This window comes from Streptomyces sp. NPDC005494 (assembly GCF_042872025.1).
GTDB lineage: Bacteria > Actinomycetota > Actinomycetes > Streptomycetales > Streptomycetaceae > Streptomyces.
This window is the reverse complement of sequence record NZ_JBIAJR010000002.1, coordinates 833,439-850,677: the sequence shown is the minus strand read 5'-3', so window position 1 is coordinate 850,677 and position 17,239 is coordinate 833,439. Positions and strand designations below refer to the sequence as shown.

Below are 17,239 nucleotides of genomic sequence, written 5' to 3'. Positions count from 1 at the left end.
TCGGCACCCCGGGCGAGCCGGCCCGCGAGGCCCGCCCCTGCACGAGGACATCGAGATCAGCGGCGGGAAGCGCGTGGTCTGTGTTCATGCAGCCGGCGCTAGACTTCGACATCGGTGTCGGCGTCAAGAAGCGGCATGAGGCATGTGGTCCTACCGCGGTAGCGCCACCCCCCGGGAGCCGTGCGGGGACACGCCACGTGCTCGCCCTGGACTCTCTCATCAGGTCGGGGCGTCGGACACTGCCGTGGCTCGCCACGCTGCACGACTGCCGGCGTTGCGACCGACTGCCGGCGTTGCGACCGAGGGCAACACGGCCGTGACAGCCGAAGAGGAAGTTCGACCGACCCAGGAGTCCTGCGTGATCGAGACCGACCACCTGAAACAGGCCGCCCGCGAGGAACCGGGCGACCTGTACGGGGCGCGCCGGAAGGCCGCGCGGGACCAGGGGGCGATCCAGTGCGACCACACCGGGGAGCGCACCGATACGCTCCCCCTGCTCGTTGAGCCGACCCGCTGTGATGCCGTCCAGATCCTGCGCCTGGAGGGCGGCGTCTCCCGGGGCACTTTTGCCGGCCGCACCCTCGAGGTACCCGTTGGCACGGAGCCGGTGGGCCGACCACGGGCCAGGATCAACGCCTCAAGGAGCTCCGCATGACCGACGCACTGATGACCTTTGTCCGAGCTCGTTTCGACGAGGAGCTGGAGAAGGCCCGCTTCGCCGGCAACGTGGTACTCACGCAGCCCGGGCGCTTCGGCGTCGAACCCGAGGACGCCGCCAAGCACGCCCGCTTCTCCGTCGCCTCCGCTGAAGCGCGCCTCGCGCTGCTGGACGACACCGTGGTGCCGTACCTGGGAACCGCAGGGACGGGCGGGCGGAACGCCGAGTTCCAGCTTCGGCTGCTCGCCGCGCCCTACGTCGAGCACCGGGACTACCCGCACGACGAGACGTCCTCCGACCAGCCCGGGAGCCCTGCATGAGCGCTGCGCTGGTCGCCTTCCTCCAAGCCCGTCTCGACGAGCAGGAGGCAGCCGCTGTGGCTGCCGGCGGCACGAGTGAGAGCTGGCAGGCATGGGGAACGGGTATCTACTCCGTGGCGTCTTCGGACGACGATGCACCGCCTCTGGTCACCACGGGCCCCGAGGTCGGCGGGTCCGACGAGGACGCCGCCCGCGCCGCACACATCGCCCTGCACGACCCGGCGCAGGTATTGCGTGAGGTCGAGGCGACACGGGGCCTGCTGAAGCAGTACACGCCGCCCGCGACGGGTGAAAGGCCTTCGGACGCACTGAATCGCTATGTGGCGAGCACACAGCGCATGGCCGTCGAGATGGCAGTGCGGCACCTCGCGCAGGTTCACGCCGACCATCCGGACTATCAGCCCGAGTGGCGCCCATAGGTCAGCGCGCAGGAGGCGGCCGCACCGGCCGTGCAGGGCGGAATGCCGGGCGGCCACGGGGTGCTTCTGAAGCAGGTACTGGCCCATGTGGGACACACCGGCCCGGGAAGTGGCGTCACTCGCGCTCGTCGAACGCGGCTCGGCGGAGGACCTCACTCCCCTGACGGCCCTCCTGGACCCGACACCTGGTCCGGCGCCCACGAGCCCGCCGTACAGGCCCTGCTGCGGATCGGCACCGAAGGGGCGTACGAACACGTGCTGGCGTTCTGCTGCGGGACGAAGCACTTCTACCCCTGGCATGTCGGCGCCCTGGACGCCGTCGCCGCAGCACGCGGGATCCGGCTCGGCCCCCAGCTTGCCTTTTGACCTGCTGCGTCGTGCGGGCCGAGTGTCGGTGAGAGAGTTCCACAGCCTGGTGCACGGCAGCGGCGGTCCCGCCGCACGAGGTGTCTGGGCCCGGCCGTACGAACTGGTTGTCGGCGGACTCACTCCTTCTGGTAGCGAAGGTCTCCACACCGTCACGCCTCTCCCCCCAGGAGGTTACGTAGAGGCACTCATTGAGCCGAGTCCGGGATGCACGGACCGCAGGAGACAGGTGACGGACATGCGAACCGAGGCCACCGAGAGGGCCGAGCTGGTCTTCTCTCTCTTCGACGCCAACGGCAACGGGGTCCTCGACTCCGACGACTTCGACCTCATGACGGAACGTGTTCTGGAGGTGGCGGTAGCTTCGGACGACAACGCCAGGGAGGCCATCCGGGCCGCGTTCCGCCGTTACTGGACCACGCTGGTCACGGGGTTGGACGCCAACGGAGACGGTGTGATCTCCGTCGACGAGTTCCGTCCGTTCGTGCTCGACCCCGGGCGCTTCGGCCCCACGATCACCGCGTTCGCCGAGGCGCTCGCCGCACTCGGTGACCCCGACGGGGACGGACTGATCGAGCGCCCGCTCTTCGTCTCGCTGATGACGGCGATCGGCTTCACCGAGGCGAACATCCATGCGCTCTTCGACGCATTCGGCCCGGACGCCGAGGACCGCATCACCGTGACCACGTGGGCCAGGGGCATCGAGGACTACTACGCCCCGGACCTGGGCGGGATTCCGGCTGACCAACTGGTGGCTGTCCGGGCCGTCTGACACGGCCCGGACATACGGCGTCCCGTGGCGGTGCGTGCCGCCACGGGACGCCGCATGCCGGCACCGACACCCGGCTCCCCGCACAGGCGCGGGCGTCGGCCCGTGCGGTCACGGCGGTGCCGGGCCCGTGCGGCCATCATCGTGGGTAGGCGTCAGGGGCGGGGCTTGTGCGCGAACACCCACCGGTTCCCCTCCAGCGCGTCGTTCGGCTCAGGAAGGGGACCACGTCCCCGCAGACGGGTGAACTCGAAGGGCGTGTGCATCGAGGTGGACCAGCCCTTCGCCGTCAGGTCACCCGCGGAGTCGGGGCGGGGCCCCCTGTCGAAGAGATCGAGCAGATCGATGCCGATCTGCTCCCGCGTCGCCACGTAGATCGGGCTGTCGCGGTATGCCAGCAGGTCCTTCTCCAGCTTGGCCTCGAAGGCCAGGGCGCTGGCCCCTGTGGTGAGCCGGTCCACCGTGTCGATGAGGTACGTCTCGGCGGGACCCGGCAGGTAGAAGAGCAGTCCTTCGGCCAGCCAGGCGCTCGGTGCGGCCGGATCGAAGCCTGCGGAGGTCAGCGCGGTGACCCAGTCGTCGCGCAGGTCGACCGGTACCTGGACCCGCTTCGCCCTCGGGGCGGCCGAGAGGTCCTTGAGCACCTGTTGCTTGAAGGCCAGCACGCCCGCCCTGTCGATCTCGAAGACGACGCAGTCGGACGGCAGATCCAGCCGGAAGGCCCGGGTGTCCAGTCCCGCTCCCAGGAGGACCACTTGCCGGACGCCCGTACCGACCGATCGCTGGAGGAAGTCGTCGAGGACTGCGGTCCGCAGGCCGAAGTAGCGGGCGAACCTCCCCCACAACTGGTTGTCGTCCCCGTCCGGGACCTGCTGGATGCTCACCGGCCAGTCCGCGCAGGCGGGGGCAGCGCGTACGAAGTGTTCCGCGTAGACGTCCTGGGCCAGGCTGTCGGGGCGGCGGGTCTCGATCGCCCGTGCGGCGGCGACCAGGAGGGCGGTCAGTCCCACGCCTGCGTCCACGCCTTCCGCGCCGGTCGGCCGCGTCTCCGTGGTGGTCGTGTCCCCTTCGGTGGGAGCGACGAACTCGGGAGGGTCGCTGCTGGGATGGCGGGGGGCTTCGGTGGTGGACGGTTCACTCATCGTTCTCTTCTTTCCGGCAGCAGGACGGGCTTGATCACGCGTCCGGCGTCACAGTCGCGTTCGGCCTCGTTGATGTCGGCCAGCGGGTAGGTGCGGATCAGTTGGTCGAAGGGGAAGCGGCCGGCCTGCCACAGACCGATCAGCCGGGGTATCAGCAGTTCGGGTACGGCATCCCCCTCGCAGATGTGCCGGATGCCGCGGCCTCCGTCGAGCGTGCCCGGTTCGAGCGGAAGGGCCGAGTGCAGACGTGCCACGAGCCCGAGAGTGCCGGTGGGGCGCAGCGCGCGGAGCGCGTCGTTGATGAGCGGGGCGGAGGCCGTGGTGTCCAGGGCGTACTGTGCGCCGCCGTCGGTGTGCCGGCGGATGCGTTCGGCCAGTCCGGCCGTGGCGGAGGACAGCGGGACCGCGCCGAACCGCTCGGCCAGCTCCAGGCGCCCGGGATGCCTGTCGACGGCCACGGTCCGTACGCCGACGGAGGTGGCCGCCATGAGCGCGGTCAGGCCCACCGCTCCCGCGCCGAGTACGACGAGGGTGTCACCGGGACCGGCACGGAAGGTGTTCAGTACGGCCCCGGCACCGGTGAGGGCGCCGCAGCCGAGCGGACCGAGCAGTTCGAGCGGAAGGGCGGGGTCGACCCGGACGGCGTTGCGCGCCGGGACGAGAGCGTATTCCGCGAAGGAGGACTGGCCGAACCACCGGGAGGCCACCGCTCCCCCGGCGGCGTCGGTGAGCCGTGACGCGTCCTCCTCGCGTCCCCCGAAGAGGTTGAGTGAGGCAAAGGAGTCGCAGTAGGCGGGGGCCGCGCCACGGCAGTTCCTGCAGCCGCCGCAGGAATCGAAGCTCAGCACGACGTGGTCACCGACGCCGATCGCGCTGTCCGGGCTGTCGCCCGACGCCACCACGACTCCGGTGCCCTCGTGGCCGAGGACGGCCGGCAGCGGAGTGCGGCCGGCTGATCGCCGGACCGCGAGATCGGTCCGGCACATTCCGCATCCCGCGATCTCGACGAGAATCTCACCGGCGGCCGGGCCGGTGCCCAGAACGACCTCCTCGACCGCGAACGGGGACTCGTACGAGCGCAGCACGGCGGCTCGGAACCTCATCGTTCTTCCTCCCGCGGCCGGTGCACGACGAACGGACGGAGGTTGCCGTAGAGGCCCCACGGCCCGCCCGCGACTCCGACCCCGCTGTCCTTGACGCCTGCGAAGGGCTGGGCGAGGGAGAGTTCGGCGTGGTGGTTGATCCAGGCCGTGCCGCATTCGAGCCGGTCGGCTGTCGCCGCCGCCCGGTCGAGATCGGTGCCCCACACGGAGCCTCCGAGCCCGAAGCCGGTGCCGTTGGCCGCCTCGACGGCCTCGTCGAGGTCTCGGTACGGCAGAACCGGCAGAACCGGCCCGAACTGTTCCTCGGTCACCACCGGGTCGTCAGGAGGGACGTCCGTGAGGATCGTGGGAGCGAAGAAGTAGCCCGGCCCGTCGAGGCGGTGACCGCCGGTCGCCGCCTTGGCGCCGGCGGCCAGGGCCCGTTGCGTGACCCGCTCGACGCGGGCCAGCTGGGGGGCGTTGTTGACGGGCCCGAGCCGGGTGTCCGGGTCCAGGCCGGGTCCGACGACGACGGTCTTCGCGCGGTGCGCAAGGGCCTCGACGACCTCGGCGTGGAGCCGGGCCGGTGCGTAGACGCGTTTGACCGCCATGCAGACCTGCCCGCAGTTGCGGAAGGCGGCCCAGAACAGCCGGTCCGCGATCCGGTCCACGTCGACGTCGTCCAGGAGGACGGCCGCGTCGTTGCCGCCCAGTTCCAGGGTGATCCGGGCGAGGGAGGCCGCCGCAGCTCCGGCGACGGCCCGTCCGGTCGGCACGGAGCCGGTGAAGGTGACGTGGCGGAAGCCCGGATGGGAGGCGAGGTGGGCACCGAGCGGTTCCCGCCCGGTGACGACGGTCAGGACGTCCTCGGGAAGAGCCGTGGCGAGGACGGCGCCGAGCAGTCGGGTGGCGAGAGGGGTGTAGGGGGACGGTTTGAGGACCACGGTGTTACCGGCCGCCAGTGCGGGCGCGAACTTGGCCGACGCGAGCTGGAGGGGGAAGTTCCACGGCACGATCGCGGCAACAGGTCCGAGAGAACGCCAGCGGATCTCGCTGTGCACGGGTCGGCCGTCGTCGATCCGGCGGGTACGGGGGGCCAGATCGGCGAAGTACCGCAGGCGGGCCGCCGTACGGGCGACCTCGGCGTACGACTCGGCCAGGGGTTTGCCCTGTTCCCGGGTGAGCAGCGGAGCGAGGTCGTCCCCGGCGGCCTCCACGGCGTCGGCGGCGGCGTTCAGTCCGGTGGCGCGGGCTGCCGGGTCGGCGCGCCATCCGGTCCAGGCGCGCCGGGCCCGGTCGATCACGTCGTCCAGCTCGTCCGGTCGCTGGTCGGGGGCCTCGTCGAAGGTCTCCCCGGTAGCCGGGTCGATGACGGCGAGGCGTGGGGCACGGTGTCCTGGGGCCCGGTCGGCTTCGGGTGTCGGCATCCCGGCGTTCAGTTCAGGGCCGGGGCGTCGGCGGCGTGCTCCCGGGCCTGCCGCTCCATCTCCGCCCGGAAGGCTGCGACCAGGTGCGGCTGGATCCTTCCGGCATTGCGGTCACCGCCCGAGCAGACCGCTCCCCGCACACCCACGATGTCCGTGCCGATACGGGTCAGCGGACCGAGGTCGGCCTTCTTGACGCTGCCGGCGAGGGCGGCGAGCAGACCGGCTGCGTGGGCGCGACGGACGAACTCGCCGCAGACGTCCGGCGGAACGTGGTCGAACAACCGCGTCCCGTCCTTGATCGCGGTGTCCAGCATGGCCGCGTCGGCACCGGCGCGGGCCGCGATGTCGGGCAGGGCGAGCGGATTGACGCAGCCGACGCGGTGGGCGTCGGCATAGCCCGAGGCGACGACGAGCGCGTCCGGGCGGTGGTCCTTCACCGCCCGGACAACCGCCCGCATGACCTCGACGCCCTGCTCAGGAGTGGTACATCCGTACAGGCCCACCTTGATGTACGTGGCACCGGAGACGGCTGCGCCGAGCGCGGCCTGCGCCACGGTGCCCGGCTTGTACGGCACGTCGCCGACAGTGGCGGACACCGGTTTGTCGGCCGGGACCGCGTCGCGGATCTCCCGGATGACCCAGGGGAAGTTGGCGCCGAGAGAGCCCTCATCGGGCTTCTTGACGTCGACGATGTCGAGGTGTTCCGCCGCCTTCGCGCAAGCGAGCGCTTCCTCGACGCCGTCCGGGGAGATGAGAAGCAACACCGTGAACTCCTTCCGCCGCGAGTCCGCCCGGCCGGGGCACGGGGAACCGCGGATCACCTGGTTCATGTGCGGTGTGCTCATCATTTCCGCTGCCCACACGGGGCGGTAGGGCGTGCGGGGTTCCCCGGGCGGCGCGTGTGCGTACACGAATGACCCCGAGTGCACCGGCGCGATGAGCCTGAGGGCGCCGGTTCGGCCCCGGGCCTCCTGACCGTGCAAGCCGGCAGTGGCTGACTCCGGAGTCGGTTCGGTGACTCTTCGCGTTGTACAACCTGCCCCACCGCCCTGACGGCGATCCTCGCGACGACCTGGACCTCGCCAGTCTCGGATCGGGAAATGAGGAAGCGGCTGAGGTCCCGGAAGTCCGTGAAGGGGAACAGTGTCGCCATCGCCTCCGAGATGTCCTTCGGCGGCTGGAGGAAATCCCTCGAGGGCACAGTGAAGCAGGGGCACGGTGAAGCTCAGCCCTCTTGAAGTGTCTGGTCAGCGGGGTGGCGTGACCGCGTTTCGGGGTGCTCGCGCTGGTCGTGGGCGGCAGTCTGTGGTGCAGATCGTCCGCGGCAGGTGCGGTTCTGCCGATGAGTTCACCTTCGTCGAACGGTCTGTCCAACGACACGACCGTTCTCGACAGGAGTGCCATGTCCACCATCCAGCCCGTGATCCTGACTGCCGACATGGACGTTCTGCTCGGCTTCTATACGAGTTTGTTCGGCGCTGAGGAGATCTTCCGGGTACCGGAGGCAGGCCCTGCCTTCTACCTCGGCCTGCGCATCGGCGACACCGACCTCGGGCTGGTGGCCAAAGAGAATCCGGGGACCGGGGCGGCACCGCGGATCCTGCTCAGCATCGGTGTCGACGACGTCGACGAGACGCTCGCCCGGGTGGAGCCACTCGGCGGCTCGGTCAGCGGAGGCCCCAACGACATGCCGTGGGGACAGCGCGTCGCCCACATCAAGGACCCCGACGGCAACCCGGTGAACCTCACTCAGCCGCTTCCGGCCCGTTGACGCGGTTGCGCGGGCATGCGCTGATCGGGGGCGGATCCGCCACTTCGTCAGGTGGCAAAGCCGTGCGGCCTCCGGTCTCAGGGGATGATGATGACCTTGCCGCGGATGCGGCCGGCTTCGCTCAGGCGGTGGACGTCCGCGAGGTCGGACAGCGGGTGGGACGCGCTGATGTCGAGTGCGACCTTCCCCGCGTCGACGAGTTCCACGAGCGCCGCCAGGTGCGCCACATCGTTGCGGGCGATCATGTGCACCGCCCTCACCCCGAGGTCAGCAGGCGGTTCGACAGGGGTCGCGATCGAGACGATGCGCCCGCCCGGCCGCACCGCGGATGCCAGAGCAGCGGCATCATGTGAAGTCAGCGGAACAAGGTTGAGCAGCGTGTCCACGGGATCGCCGAGCGCGCCGGCGACCGGCCCAGCGGTGTAGTCGATCACGTGGTCCGCTCCGTGACGCCGGACCGCGTGGTCGCTGCGGGTGCTGGCGGTGGCGATCACCTCGGCTCCGGCGTGCTTGGCGAGCTGCGTGACAAAGCCTCCCACCCCTCCCCCCGCGCCGTTGACCAGCACGCGCCGTCCTGGCGTCAACTGGCCGTGCTCGAACACCGCCTGCCAGGCCGTCAGTCCCGCCACAGGTAGGACTGCGGCGCACGTGAGCGGGACGGAGGCCGGTGCCGGGACCAACAGTGCAGTCGGCGCCCTGACGTATTCGGCGGCCGCGCCGGCGCCTTCCAGTCGACCGACGACCCGGTCACCGATGGCGAACCCTTCGGTTCCCGGGCCGATCTCGGCAACCGTGCCGGCGACGTCCCATCCCAGCGTGTAGGGGAGAACCACGGGCAGGAATGCCTGCAGCCGGCCGGCACGCAGCGCGGCCTCGGTGGGGTTGAACGAAGTCGCGGCGACGCGGAGGAGCACTTCTCCAGCGCCGGGACGCGGTACGGGAACGTCGTCGTGGCGAATCACGGACGCATCACCGAACGCGTGGATACGCGCTGTCTTCATCTTCATGTCGTGAACCTACGGTTGCCGCTGGAGACGATCCATGCGCCAGGGTGCCGTGTTCATACGCGTGCGTCTCATGCGTAGGCTCACCCCATGGATGTGCTCAGCGACGTGATCACCGTGGCGCGCACCGGTCGGCCCCGGTCCGCGCATGTGCGATGGCACGCGCCATGGGGACAGCAGTTCGCGTCCGTACCGGGTTCGGCCGGCTTCCAGGTGATCCTGGAGGGCCATTGCTGGCTGTTGTCGCCACACGCGGAGCCGGTTCAACTGAACGCGGGCGATGTCCTGTTCCTGCCGCACGGCAGCGGGCACACCTTGGCTGACAGCCCGGCAACCGCAGTCACGACCCCGGTCTGCAGCCCGAACGACGCCGGATTGCCCGGGCCGTACACGTCGGACAGTGTCGACCGGCTCGGTCGGGGCGGCCCTGCCACCGTGGTGCTCTGCGGCTCCTACAGCCTCGACCCGTCCCGTACCCACCCCCTGCTCCTGACCCTGCCGGCGCTGATCCACCTTCCGGCCGATCGGGTACGGCATCCCGAGTTGCACGCAGCGGTGCGGCTTCTGGCCACCGAGGTGGGAACTCCGCGCCTGGGCACCGGCGCAACCGTCCCCGCGCTCCTGGACACGCTCCTGATGTACATCCTGCGCATCTGGCTCGCCGAACAACCCGCCCGCGACAACGGCAGCTGGGCCGCAGCCCTCAACGACCCGGCGGTCACGGCAGCCCTCCATGCCATCCACCAGGACCCGGCACGGCCTTGGACGGTGGCGAAACTCGCCGCGGAAGCCGGCCTCTCCCGGGCAACGCTCGCCAGGCGCTTCACCGCGATGGTCGGTCAACCGCCCCTCAGCTACCTGACCTGGTGGCGACTGACCACGGCAGCCCGGCTGCTGCAGACAACAGAAGCGCCCCTGAGATCCATCGCCGTCCGGGTCGGATACACCTCCGAGTTCGCCTTCGCCAACGCGTTCAAGCGCGCGCACGGGCTGGCCCCCGGCGCGTACCGGCGCCGAAGCTGATCCGGCCGCGAGGACGATGAAGGCACCTCGACCGGCTCTTGGCCGGCCGGACCGGGCCGTTGGGGCTGGGGGCTGGGAGACGAGGACGCCCCCAGCCCCGTGACGAGCAACCCCATACACCACCTGCGGCGGGCCGGTGGCTGTCTGCGGTCCGCAGCGTCTGCTGCCCTCCCCCGCCGGTGGCCCAGCTCCGGCCAGGAGCCATCTCCCCCGTGCCCTGGCCGCGGTCCACACGGTCCGCGACGTCATCTAGAGCCACCGCGGCCCCGACCGTGTGCCGCTGAGTGCGTAGGCGTACGCACTCACCACCGGCCCGGCCATCACCACCTCACCCGCCGGTGCGCCGAGCTCGCTTGGGGCGCTGCGCAGGTGGCGTCCGCTCTGGCCCGGAACACGGGCGGGCCCCGGTCACCGGCACGCGGCTGGTGTGCGAGCTGGCGGCCGTCGGCGTCGGACGAACCCCTGCGCCACGGGTGGGCGACCGACGCCGCGCTGCCCGGTCGGGGCTCCACGTCAGCCGTCTGCCCGCTCCTGCTCTTCCCGGTCCTGCGCCTTCGTGGCGATGACAGCAGCCTGGACGCGGCGTTCGACTCCGAGCTTGGAGAGGAGACGCGAGATGTGATTCTTCACCGTCTTCTCGGAGAGATAGAGCCTCTTACTGATCTGTCGATTGGTGAGGCCGTCGCCGATCAGCTCCAGGATCGACCTCTCCCGGTCCGACAGCGTGGAGAGCCGCTCATCCCCCTCGGAGTGGGGTGCTGCAGGAACACGCAGCGACTGCATGAGCCTGCTGGTGGTTGCCGGGTCAAGCATCGACTGCCCGCCTGCCACGGTCCGGACAGCCGCCACCAGGTCCGTTCCCCTGATCTCCTTGAGCACGTAGCCCGCCGCGCCGGCCATGATGGAGTCGAGCAACGCGTCCTCTTCGTCGAACGACGTCAGCATCAGGCAGGCGAGATCCGGCAGGCGGGAGCGCAGCTCCCTGCATACGCTGATCCCGTCGCCGTCCGGCAGCCGGACGTCGAGTACCGCCACGTCCGGTCGCAACGCCGGCCCCCGGGCTGTCGCCTGCTCCGCAGTGCCCGCCTCGCCCACGACCTCGAGGTCGGGCTCGGCGTCAAGGAGGTCGCGCAGGCCGCACCGGACGACCTCATGGTCGTCGACGACAAATACCCGGATCGGCCGCTCCCCGACTGCGCCGGCCCGCACATCGGTCATCTTCGCCCTCCGGCTCCGCTGCCGCGCGGCGTGCGTGTCACCTCGCACGTCCAGTATCCCTCCATCGTGTACTGCCGGCGCAGCCAGTGGTCCTCACCCGTCCTGATCAGGGATTTCTGGCGGCGAACCATGGGCATGCGCCACTCCACGGCGCGCCATACGGTGAGAGAAGTGCAGTCGATGCCCCTCCGCGGGAGGAAGTCGTGAGCGAAGGCCCGTCAGCCGTGGATCCCGCGACGCATGAACTGCTGGACCAGCTCCAGGCTCGCATCGACGCCACCAGCAAGGTCCGGAAGCGCGTGCACACGCTTCTGGAAGCGGTCCTGTCCGTCGGACGTGAGCTGGAACTGGAGCAGGTGCTGCGCCGTATCGTCGAGGCAGCCACCACCCTTGTGGATGCCCGCTACGGGGCCCTCGGGGTGATCGGTGAAGACCGGATGCTCTCGGATTTCATACCGGTGGGAGTGGACGACGAGACGTGGGCCGCGATAGGAGCTCTGCCGAGCGGGCACGGTCTGCTGGGTGAACTTGTCCGACACCCCGAGCCCCTGCGGCTGGGTGAACTGTCCGAGCATCCCGCGTTCCGCGGATTTCCCCCGAACCACCCGCCCATGCGCTCCTTCCTCGGAGTTCCGATCCGGGTACGAGGCGAGGTCTTCGGCAATCTGTACCTCACCGAGAAGCGAGGGGCCGGTGAGTTCGACGCGGAGGACGAGGCGATCCTCAGGACCCTGGCTGTCGCGGCGGGTGTCGCGATCGAGAACTCGCGTCTGTTCGAGCGATCGTGTTTGCGGGAACGCTGGCTGGCCTCAGCCTCAGAGGTCACGAACAGCGTGCTGTCCGGCCGTCCCCGCGCCGTGGTCATGGGACAGATCCTTGACCACGCCTACAAGAACGTATCGGCGGATCTCGGGCTGATAGCGGTGCCCGTGGAAGGGGCGGACAGACTGCGTATCGCACTGGCAGTCGGCCAGAGTTCCGACGATTACCACGGAGAGTTCGTGCCCTTGCGCGAGGGCTGCTTGGGAAGCGCGTTCACGGAAGCAAAGCCATCCGTCTACCTCGATATCGAGCACAGGCCCCGCGACGGATCGGGACCTGGAAGGTGGCTCGGCTTCGGGCCCGCCATGGTCGTACCTCTGGGTTCGGGCCGCACCGATCCTCGAGGCGTACTGTTCCTGGCCCGGGACAAGAGAGCCGGCGCCTTCTCCGCAGACGCGTTCGCATCGTTGAAGGCATTCACCCGGCAGGCATCGCTGGCCATGGAACTGGCGGAACGCCGCAAGGACGCGGTCCAGCTGGCCCTCCTCGAGGACCGGGACCGCATAGCCAGGGACCTTCACGACCTGGCGATCCAGCGCTTGTTCGCCACCGGCATGACCCTGCAGGGCGCGTTGCGCTTCGTGACACATCCGCAGGCGCAGCAGCGACTTGTGCGGGCGGTGGACGATCTCGACACGACGATCAAGATCATCCGGTCGACCATCTTCGGCCTGCGTTCCCAGAAGGCGGACAGCGTTCTGCGGCCAGGGCTTCGAAGCAGAGTCGCCCAGGCGGTTGAAGCGGCCTCCGGCCCTCTTGGCTTCGCGCCGGCCCTGCGGGTCGAAGGGCTTGTGGAGAGTCGGGTCCCGGTGGCTCTGGCTGATCACGTCATAGCTGTACTCGTGGAGGCGCTGAGCAACACGGCCCGTTACGCACGGGCCACATCGGTCGACGTACACCTGACGGTCACGGCAGATCGCACGACCCTCACGGTCACGGACGACGGTGTGGGCATGCCCGCGAACGCCACATACAGCGGGATCAGGAACATGCGCGAAAGGGCCCGGATAGCGGGAGGTGAACTGAGGCTGAGTGTGCCCCCGGGGGGCGGTACCCGTCTTACCTGGGCGGCTCCGTCCGCAGAGAACATCTGACCTCGGAACCGACGGACCACTCGGCACGGTGAGTGAGGGCCCGCCGTTGCACAGGCTGAATTTCTCCGTCCGGCGACTCGGCCCGACCGCGCCTCGCCCGCACATATCGAGCCTGTAAGGGGCCGCCCGGGCCGCCGTCGGACCCGCTCGGCCCTGGGGCCGGGCCGGGGGCCGGTGTCACGGTTGCCGTAGGCGAAAGGTACGCGAACCGGGTGGGTGAGGACGATGGAGTCTCCGGTGGTCGCCGGTGTGGATGGAAGCGACTTCAGCCTTCGTGCCGCGGACTGGGCGGCAGGCGAGGCCCTGTTGCACGGACGGCCCTTGCGCCTGGTCTACGCCTCTCTTTGGCAGCGTTACGAGGGTGCGGCCCTCGCGACACGCATGGGTCGTCCCGAAGGCAGGGTGATGGCAGAGAACATCGTCGGCTCGACGGCGGAGCGGATCGGCCGTGAGGCGCCATCCCTGAAGATCACCACGGACGTGCCGCGGGAGGATGCGGTGCGTGCTCTGCTCCGGGAGGGGGAGGATGCGTTCGCTCTCGTCGTCGGGTGCCGGGGACGGGGCGAGATGGCCGGCCTGTTGCTGGGGTCGGTGGGCCTCTCCGTCGCCGCTCGCGCTCGGTGTCCCGCCATCGTGGTGCGAGGAGACAAAGCGGGGCTGGAGGCGTCCCACAGACGGATCGCGCTCGGTGTGGGGGGTACTGACCGGCCGGATCCGGAGGCCGTTCGGTTCGCCTTCACCGAGGCGGAAGTGCGCCGATGCGGTCTCGATGTGATCCGTGCCTGGCGCTGCCCCTCGCACGAGGCGTCCGAACATCCGCTCATGGCTGGAGACCCGGCTCGTTACCACGAGGACCGGGCGTCCGCCCTGCTCGACGAGGCCCTCGCCGATGTGGTGCGGGAGCATCCGGATGTGCCGGTACGGCGGGTGACCGCGGAGGGCCCGGCGCACAAGGTGCTTCTGCGACGTGCTGCGGTCGCGGACCTGTTGGTCGTGGGTGCCAGGCGTCGCGACAGCCACGTCGGACTGCAGTTGGGACATGTCGCGCACACGGCACTGCACCATGCCGCCTGCCCCGTAGCCGTGGTTCCCCGCGGCAGCGGCCCCGCGACCTCGGAGGAGGCTGCCCGATGACCCGCCGGACGCCCCACCGCGTGAAGGACGTCATGACACAGACCGTCGTCGCGGTCGGTCTCGAAGCCCGTTTCAAGGAGGTCGTCGCTGCCATGAACCAGTGGCAGGTCACGGCCGTCCCCGTTCTGGAGGGGGAAGGACGAGTCGTGGGGGTGATCTCGGAAGCAGACCTGCTGCTGAAGGAAGAACTACGGGACGAGGACTCCACCATGATCGGCCAGGGCAAGCGTCTGTCGGACCACGCCAAGGCTGGGGCCGTGACGGCTCGGGACCTCATGTCCTCCCCCGCGGTGACGGTCGAGGCGAACGCACTGTTGCCGCAGGCCGCTCGGCTCATGGCTCAGCACCGGATCAAGCGCCTTCCTGTGGTGGACGAGCGGGGCGTCCTGAAGGGCATCGTGAGCCGGACCGACGTTCTCAAGGTGTTTCTGCGTACGGACGACGAACTGGCCGACGAGGTGCGGCAGGAAGTGGTCGACCACCTGTTCCCGGTTTCCCGCCGCGGCATCGGGGTCGAGGTGACTCAAGGGCGCGTGACTCTGGAGGGGGAGGTGCGGGACGCCGCACTGATACCTGTGGCCGAACGGCTGGCGAGAGCTGTCGAGGGAGTGGTGGACGTCCGCTGCGATCTTCGAGGCCCGACCACGGAAACGGAAAACCTCTGATGTGGCCGAAAAGGCCGGATGAATGCCGGGCCCACCTCACGCACTGCCGGAATTCGCCCTGACCACCACAACAGGGCACGCGGCGTGCTGAGCGCACCGTTGGCTGACGGAACCCAGCATCGCTCGAGCGAAGGCACCGCGCCCCCTGTTGCCCACCACCAGCAGCTCTGCGCCTTCCGAGGCCTTGACCAGCACCTCTGACGGGTCGCCCTGGACCAGGACCTCATGCACGACAGCAGGCGTGACGTCGCCGAAAACAGCCCTGACACCGGCGGAGAACCGCCGCCGAGCGTTCTCCATATCGAAACCGGCCTCCGTGGCAGGCCCGGCCCAGCCGACCTCCGACGGTGTCTCCCACGCACACACCGCTTCGACCACGGCGCCGGTGAGCTGTGCGTGCTGAGCTGCCCAGCGCAGAGCTTCCTGGGAAGGGCCGGAGCCGTCGACCCCGACCACGACACGCGGTTTTTCTGTATCGCTGCCCATGACCGCCTCACCGTTCGTTCACGTCCCCGCACTTCCACATTGCCCGCAGCTCCGGGGCCGCGCCACACAGGAACGTATTGACTGCGCGGGGCCGACCGGCCCGCACGGAGGCCCTTCCGGCCCTCCTCTCGCACGGTCCACGTGGGCGAGGCTTGGAGCAAGGCGTCGCCTCCAGGAGGAGCTGACCATGTCCCGCGTCGTCACTGCCGGAATCGACGGTTCACAAGAAGGTCTGGTAGCCGCTGAATGGGCGGCAGGTGAAGCAAGGCTGCGTTCGTGCCTCCTGCGCCTCGTATACGTGTGGAAGGACATGGCCTCCCCCGGTGTCTACGCCCCCGACCCCGACATCGAGCGCCGTGCCGCGGAAGCCCTGCTGAACGAAGCCGCGGAACACCTTCGACCGGCACATCCAGACGTGCGGATCGAGACCCAGCAGAAGTCCGGGTCGCCGGCGGAGGAGCTCAGCGGGGAAGGCGCCCGCTCAGAACTTCTGGTCCTGGGGTCGCGTGGATTCGGTGGTATCAGGGGGTTCGTCGCAGGGTCGGTGTCGTTGGCGGTACTCGCCCGAACGCGGAGCCCTCTGGTCCTTGTCCGCAACCGGTCCGGGCAGGAAGCGGCGCAGACGTCTGACCGCGGTGACGTGGTTCTCGGACTTGACCTCCCGAGGGCGAGCACCGACGCACTGGCTTTCGCCTTCGCGGCAGCCGACCGCTACCGGTGCGGCATGAAGATCGTCCACAGCTGGTCCCTGCCCCCGGTGTACGGGATGGGTGCGACGGATGTCGTTCCCACACTCATGAGGGAGACAGCAGACCAGCGCCGAGAGGAGATGACCGTGGCGCTGGCGCCGTGGACCGAGGCCTACCCGCACGTCCCTGTGACGCGTGACTGCCGTCAGGGGCACCCGGCACAGGACCTGGTCGAGGCTTCGGCCGAAGCCGGACTGGTCGTCGTCGGGCTGCGCCACCGCGACGCGCGGCTCGGAAGTCACGTCGGGCCGGTGGTCCACTCGGTCCTGCACCACACGGCAGCACCAGTTGCTGTGGTACCGCACGACTAGCCCCCGCATGCACCCCGCATGCACCAGGCCCAAGCTCAGGAAGTGAGAAACGATGGCGGACGCAGGAAAGGACGACCAGGGAGTCGAGGCTCCTGCGACCGGCGATTTCGGCAGGCGTGCAGCAGCGCGCCGCGAATACCTCGGTCTGTCCCGACGGGACGTCGCGCACCGCACCGCATCGGCTCCGGGGTACATCGAGTACGTGGAGACACAGCCCGGCAGCCACGGGATGGGCTTCATGGTGCGCCTCGCCCATGCCCTCGAGACGACCGTCGACGAACTCACAGGCGCCACCACCGACCTCCCGCCCGGATCAGGACGTGCGGCGGCTCACCCCCAGTTGGTGGAGCTGAGCGTGGAGGAGTGCTGGGGACTGATCGGCGGCCACGGCGTCGGACGGGTGGTCGTCAGCAGTGAAAATCGCCCTGCCGTGTACCCGGTCAACTACATCACGGTCGGGAACAGGATTGCCTTCAGGACCTCTCCGGCCTCCGGTCCCGCGCAGACGGCCGGGGAAGAGACGGCATTCGAAGTGGACCACATCGACGACGCCTTCAGCCGGGGATGGAGTGTCCTGGTCGTCGGCGAGGCCAGGGCCGTCACGGACCCTCCGACAGCCGAACTGCTCCAGAGGGAGGCGGGCCCTCGCAGCCCCTGGGCCGGCGGTGACAGAGATCTGTGGGTGGAAGTGACTGCTACCAGGGTGACCGGGCGCCGCATCACCACCGGTGACCCCTGACAGAGTCGGTTTCGGCACGCCCTCCCCACATCAGTTCCCC

The 17,239-nt window shown here is 69.6% G+C and carries 18 protein-coding genes and 1 pseudogene; 12 read left to right on the top strand and 7 right to left on the bottom strand.

What is annotated here, in order from left to right:
- The first annotated feature begins 358 nt into the window (after nt 1–358).
- From ACFYQ6_RS09655 to ACFYQ6_RS09635, 5 genes and pseudogenes are all read left to right on the top strand, one after another.
- Nucleotides 359–655 carry a hypothetical protein gene (locus tag ACFYQ6_RS09655; protein WP_361577124.1) on the top strand — a complete coding sequence of 99 codons (297 nt, stop codon included), beginning with the start codon at nt 359–361 and terminating at the stop codon, nt 653–655.
- A complete protein-coding gene (locus ACFYQ6_RS09650; RefSeq protein ID WP_361577121.1) occupies nt 652–978 on the top strand; it encodes a DUF6221 family protein in 327 nt (108 codons plus the stop codon). The genes ACFYQ6_RS09655 and ACFYQ6_RS09650 overlap by 4 nt, the downstream gene beginning before the upstream one ends.
- Nucleotides 975–1,397: a DUF6221 family protein gene (locus tag ACFYQ6_RS09645; RefSeq protein ID WP_361577118.1), complete on the top strand. Its 423-nt coding sequence runs from the start codon at nt 975–977 to the stop codon at nt 1,395–1,397. The genes ACFYQ6_RS09650 and ACFYQ6_RS09645 overlap by 4 nt, the downstream gene beginning before the upstream one ends.
- Nucleotides 1,398–1,400: 3 nt before the next feature.
- A pseudogene (locus tag ACFYQ6_RS09640) lies at nt 1,401–1,490 on the top strand (DUF4916 domain-containing protein); the annotation flags it as partial.
- A 511-nt stretch (nt 1,491–2,001) separates the two neighbouring features.
- On the top strand, nt 2,002–2,535 hold the full coding sequence (locus tag ACFYQ6_RS09635) for an EF-hand domain-containing protein (RefSeq protein WP_361577283.1): 534 nt from the start codon (nt 2,002–2,004) through the stop codon (nt 2,533–2,535).
- Between the two features lie 152 nt (nt 2,536–2,687).
- Here the strand turns inward: ACFYQ6_RS09635 and ACFYQ6_RS09630 are convergent, their stop codons facing one another.
- The 4 genes from ACFYQ6_RS09630 to ACFYQ6_RS09615 are packed head-to-tail and all read right to left on the bottom strand — an operon-like array spanning nt 2,688 to nt 6,947.
- On the bottom strand, nt 2,688–3,674 hold the full coding sequence (locus tag ACFYQ6_RS09630; protein WP_388762087.1) for a class I SAM-dependent methyltransferase: 987 nt from the start codon (nt 3,672–3,674) through the stop codon (nt 2,688–2,690).
- Complete coding sequence (locus ACFYQ6_RS09625) at nt 3,671–4,777, bottom strand: NAD(P)-dependent alcohol dehydrogenase (protein ID WP_361577112.1); 1,107 nt, start codon at nt 4,775–4,777, stop codon at nt 3,671–3,673. The genes ACFYQ6_RS09630 and ACFYQ6_RS09625 overlap by 4 nt, the downstream gene beginning before the upstream one ends.
- The gene (locus ACFYQ6_RS09620) at nt 4,774–6,183 is read right to left on the bottom strand and encodes an aldehyde dehydrogenase family protein (RefSeq protein ID WP_361577109.1); all 1,410 of its coding nucleotides are present in this window, start codon (nt 6,181–6,183) and stop codon (nt 4,774–4,776) included. The genes ACFYQ6_RS09625 and ACFYQ6_RS09620 overlap by 4 nt, the downstream gene beginning before the upstream one ends.
- Before the next feature lie 8 nt (nt 6,184–6,191).
- Complete coding sequence (locus ACFYQ6_RS09615; protein WP_388762082.1) at nt 6,192–6,947, bottom strand: (5-formylfuran-3-yl)methyl phosphate synthase; 756 nt, start codon at nt 6,945–6,947, stop codon at nt 6,192–6,194.
- A gap of 638 nt (nt 6,948–7,585) precedes the next feature.
- On the opposite strand from ACFYQ6_RS09615, the gene ACFYQ6_RS09610 reads away from it, so the two are divergent.
- Nucleotides 7,586–7,954, top strand: coding sequence for a VOC family protein (locus ACFYQ6_RS09610; protein ID WP_361577280.1), 369 nt, complete (start codon nt 7,586–7,588; stop codon nt 7,952–7,954).
- A gap of 77 nt (nt 7,955–8,031) precedes the next feature.
- On the opposite strand, the gene ACFYQ6_RS09605 is transcribed toward ACFYQ6_RS09610, so the two are convergent.
- On the bottom strand, nt 8,032–8,961 hold the full coding sequence (locus ACFYQ6_RS09605) for an NADP-dependent oxidoreductase (RefSeq protein ID WP_388762079.1): 930 nt from the start codon (nt 8,959–8,961) through the stop codon (nt 8,032–8,034).
- An 87-nt stretch (nt 8,962–9,048) separates the two neighbouring features.
- Here ACFYQ6_RS09605 and ACFYQ6_RS09600 point away from each other — a divergent pair, with 87 nt between their 5' ends.
- The gene (locus ACFYQ6_RS09600; protein WP_388762076.1) at nt 9,049–9,981 is read left to right on the top strand and encodes an AraC family transcriptional regulator; all 933 of its coding nucleotides are present in this window, start codon (nt 9,049–9,051) and stop codon (nt 9,979–9,981) included.
- 513 nt (nt 9,982–10,494) lie between these two features.
- Here the strand turns inward: ACFYQ6_RS09600 and ACFYQ6_RS09595 are convergent.
- Entirely contained in the window at nt 10,495–11,199 is a 705-nt protein-coding gene (locus ACFYQ6_RS09595; RefSeq protein WP_388762073.1) for a response regulator, read from the bottom strand.
- Between the two features lie 203 nt (nt 11,200–11,402).
- Here ACFYQ6_RS09595 and ACFYQ6_RS09590 point away from each other — a divergent pair, with 203 nt between their 5' ends.
- From ACFYQ6_RS09590 to ACFYQ6_RS09580, 3 genes are all read left to right on the top strand, one after another.
- The gene (locus tag ACFYQ6_RS09590; protein ID WP_388762252.1) at nt 11,403–13,115 is read left to right on the top strand and encodes a GAF domain-containing protein; all 1,713 of its coding nucleotides are present in this window, start codon (nt 11,403–11,405) and stop codon (nt 13,113–13,115) included.
- 225 nt (nt 13,116–13,340) lie between these two features.
- Nucleotides 13,341–14,249, top strand: a complete 909-nt coding sequence (locus ACFYQ6_RS09585; protein ID WP_388762071.1) for a universal stress protein — start codon at nt 13,341–13,343, stop codon at nt 14,247–14,249.
- Complete coding sequence (locus tag ACFYQ6_RS09580; protein ID WP_388762068.1) at nt 14,246–14,914, top strand: CBS domain-containing protein; 669 nt, start codon at nt 14,246–14,248, stop codon at nt 14,912–14,914. Before ACFYQ6_RS09585 ends, ACFYQ6_RS09580 begins: the two co-directional genes overlap by 4 nt.
- Nucleotides 14,915–14,950: 36 nt before the next feature.
- Here ACFYQ6_RS09580 and ACFYQ6_RS09575 read toward each other — a convergent pair whose 3' ends face one another.
- Nucleotides 14,951–15,400, bottom strand: a complete 450-nt coding sequence (locus tag ACFYQ6_RS09575) for a universal stress protein (protein WP_361577090.1) — start codon at nt 15,398–15,400, stop codon at nt 14,951–14,953.
- A gap of 187 nt (nt 15,401–15,587) precedes the next feature.
- Here ACFYQ6_RS09575 and ACFYQ6_RS09570 point away from each other — a divergent pair, with 187 nt between their 5' ends.
- The gene (locus ACFYQ6_RS09570; RefSeq protein ID WP_388762065.1) at nt 15,588–16,460 is read left to right on the top strand and encodes a universal stress protein; all 873 of its coding nucleotides are present in this window, start codon (nt 15,588–15,590) and stop codon (nt 16,458–16,460) included.
- 52 nt (nt 16,461–16,512) lie between these two features.
- Entirely contained in the window at nt 16,513–17,199 is a 687-nt protein-coding gene (locus ACFYQ6_RS09565; protein ID WP_388762062.1) for a helix-turn-helix domain-containing protein, read from the top strand.
- The last annotated feature ends 40 nt before the right edge of the window (nt 17,200–17,239 follow it).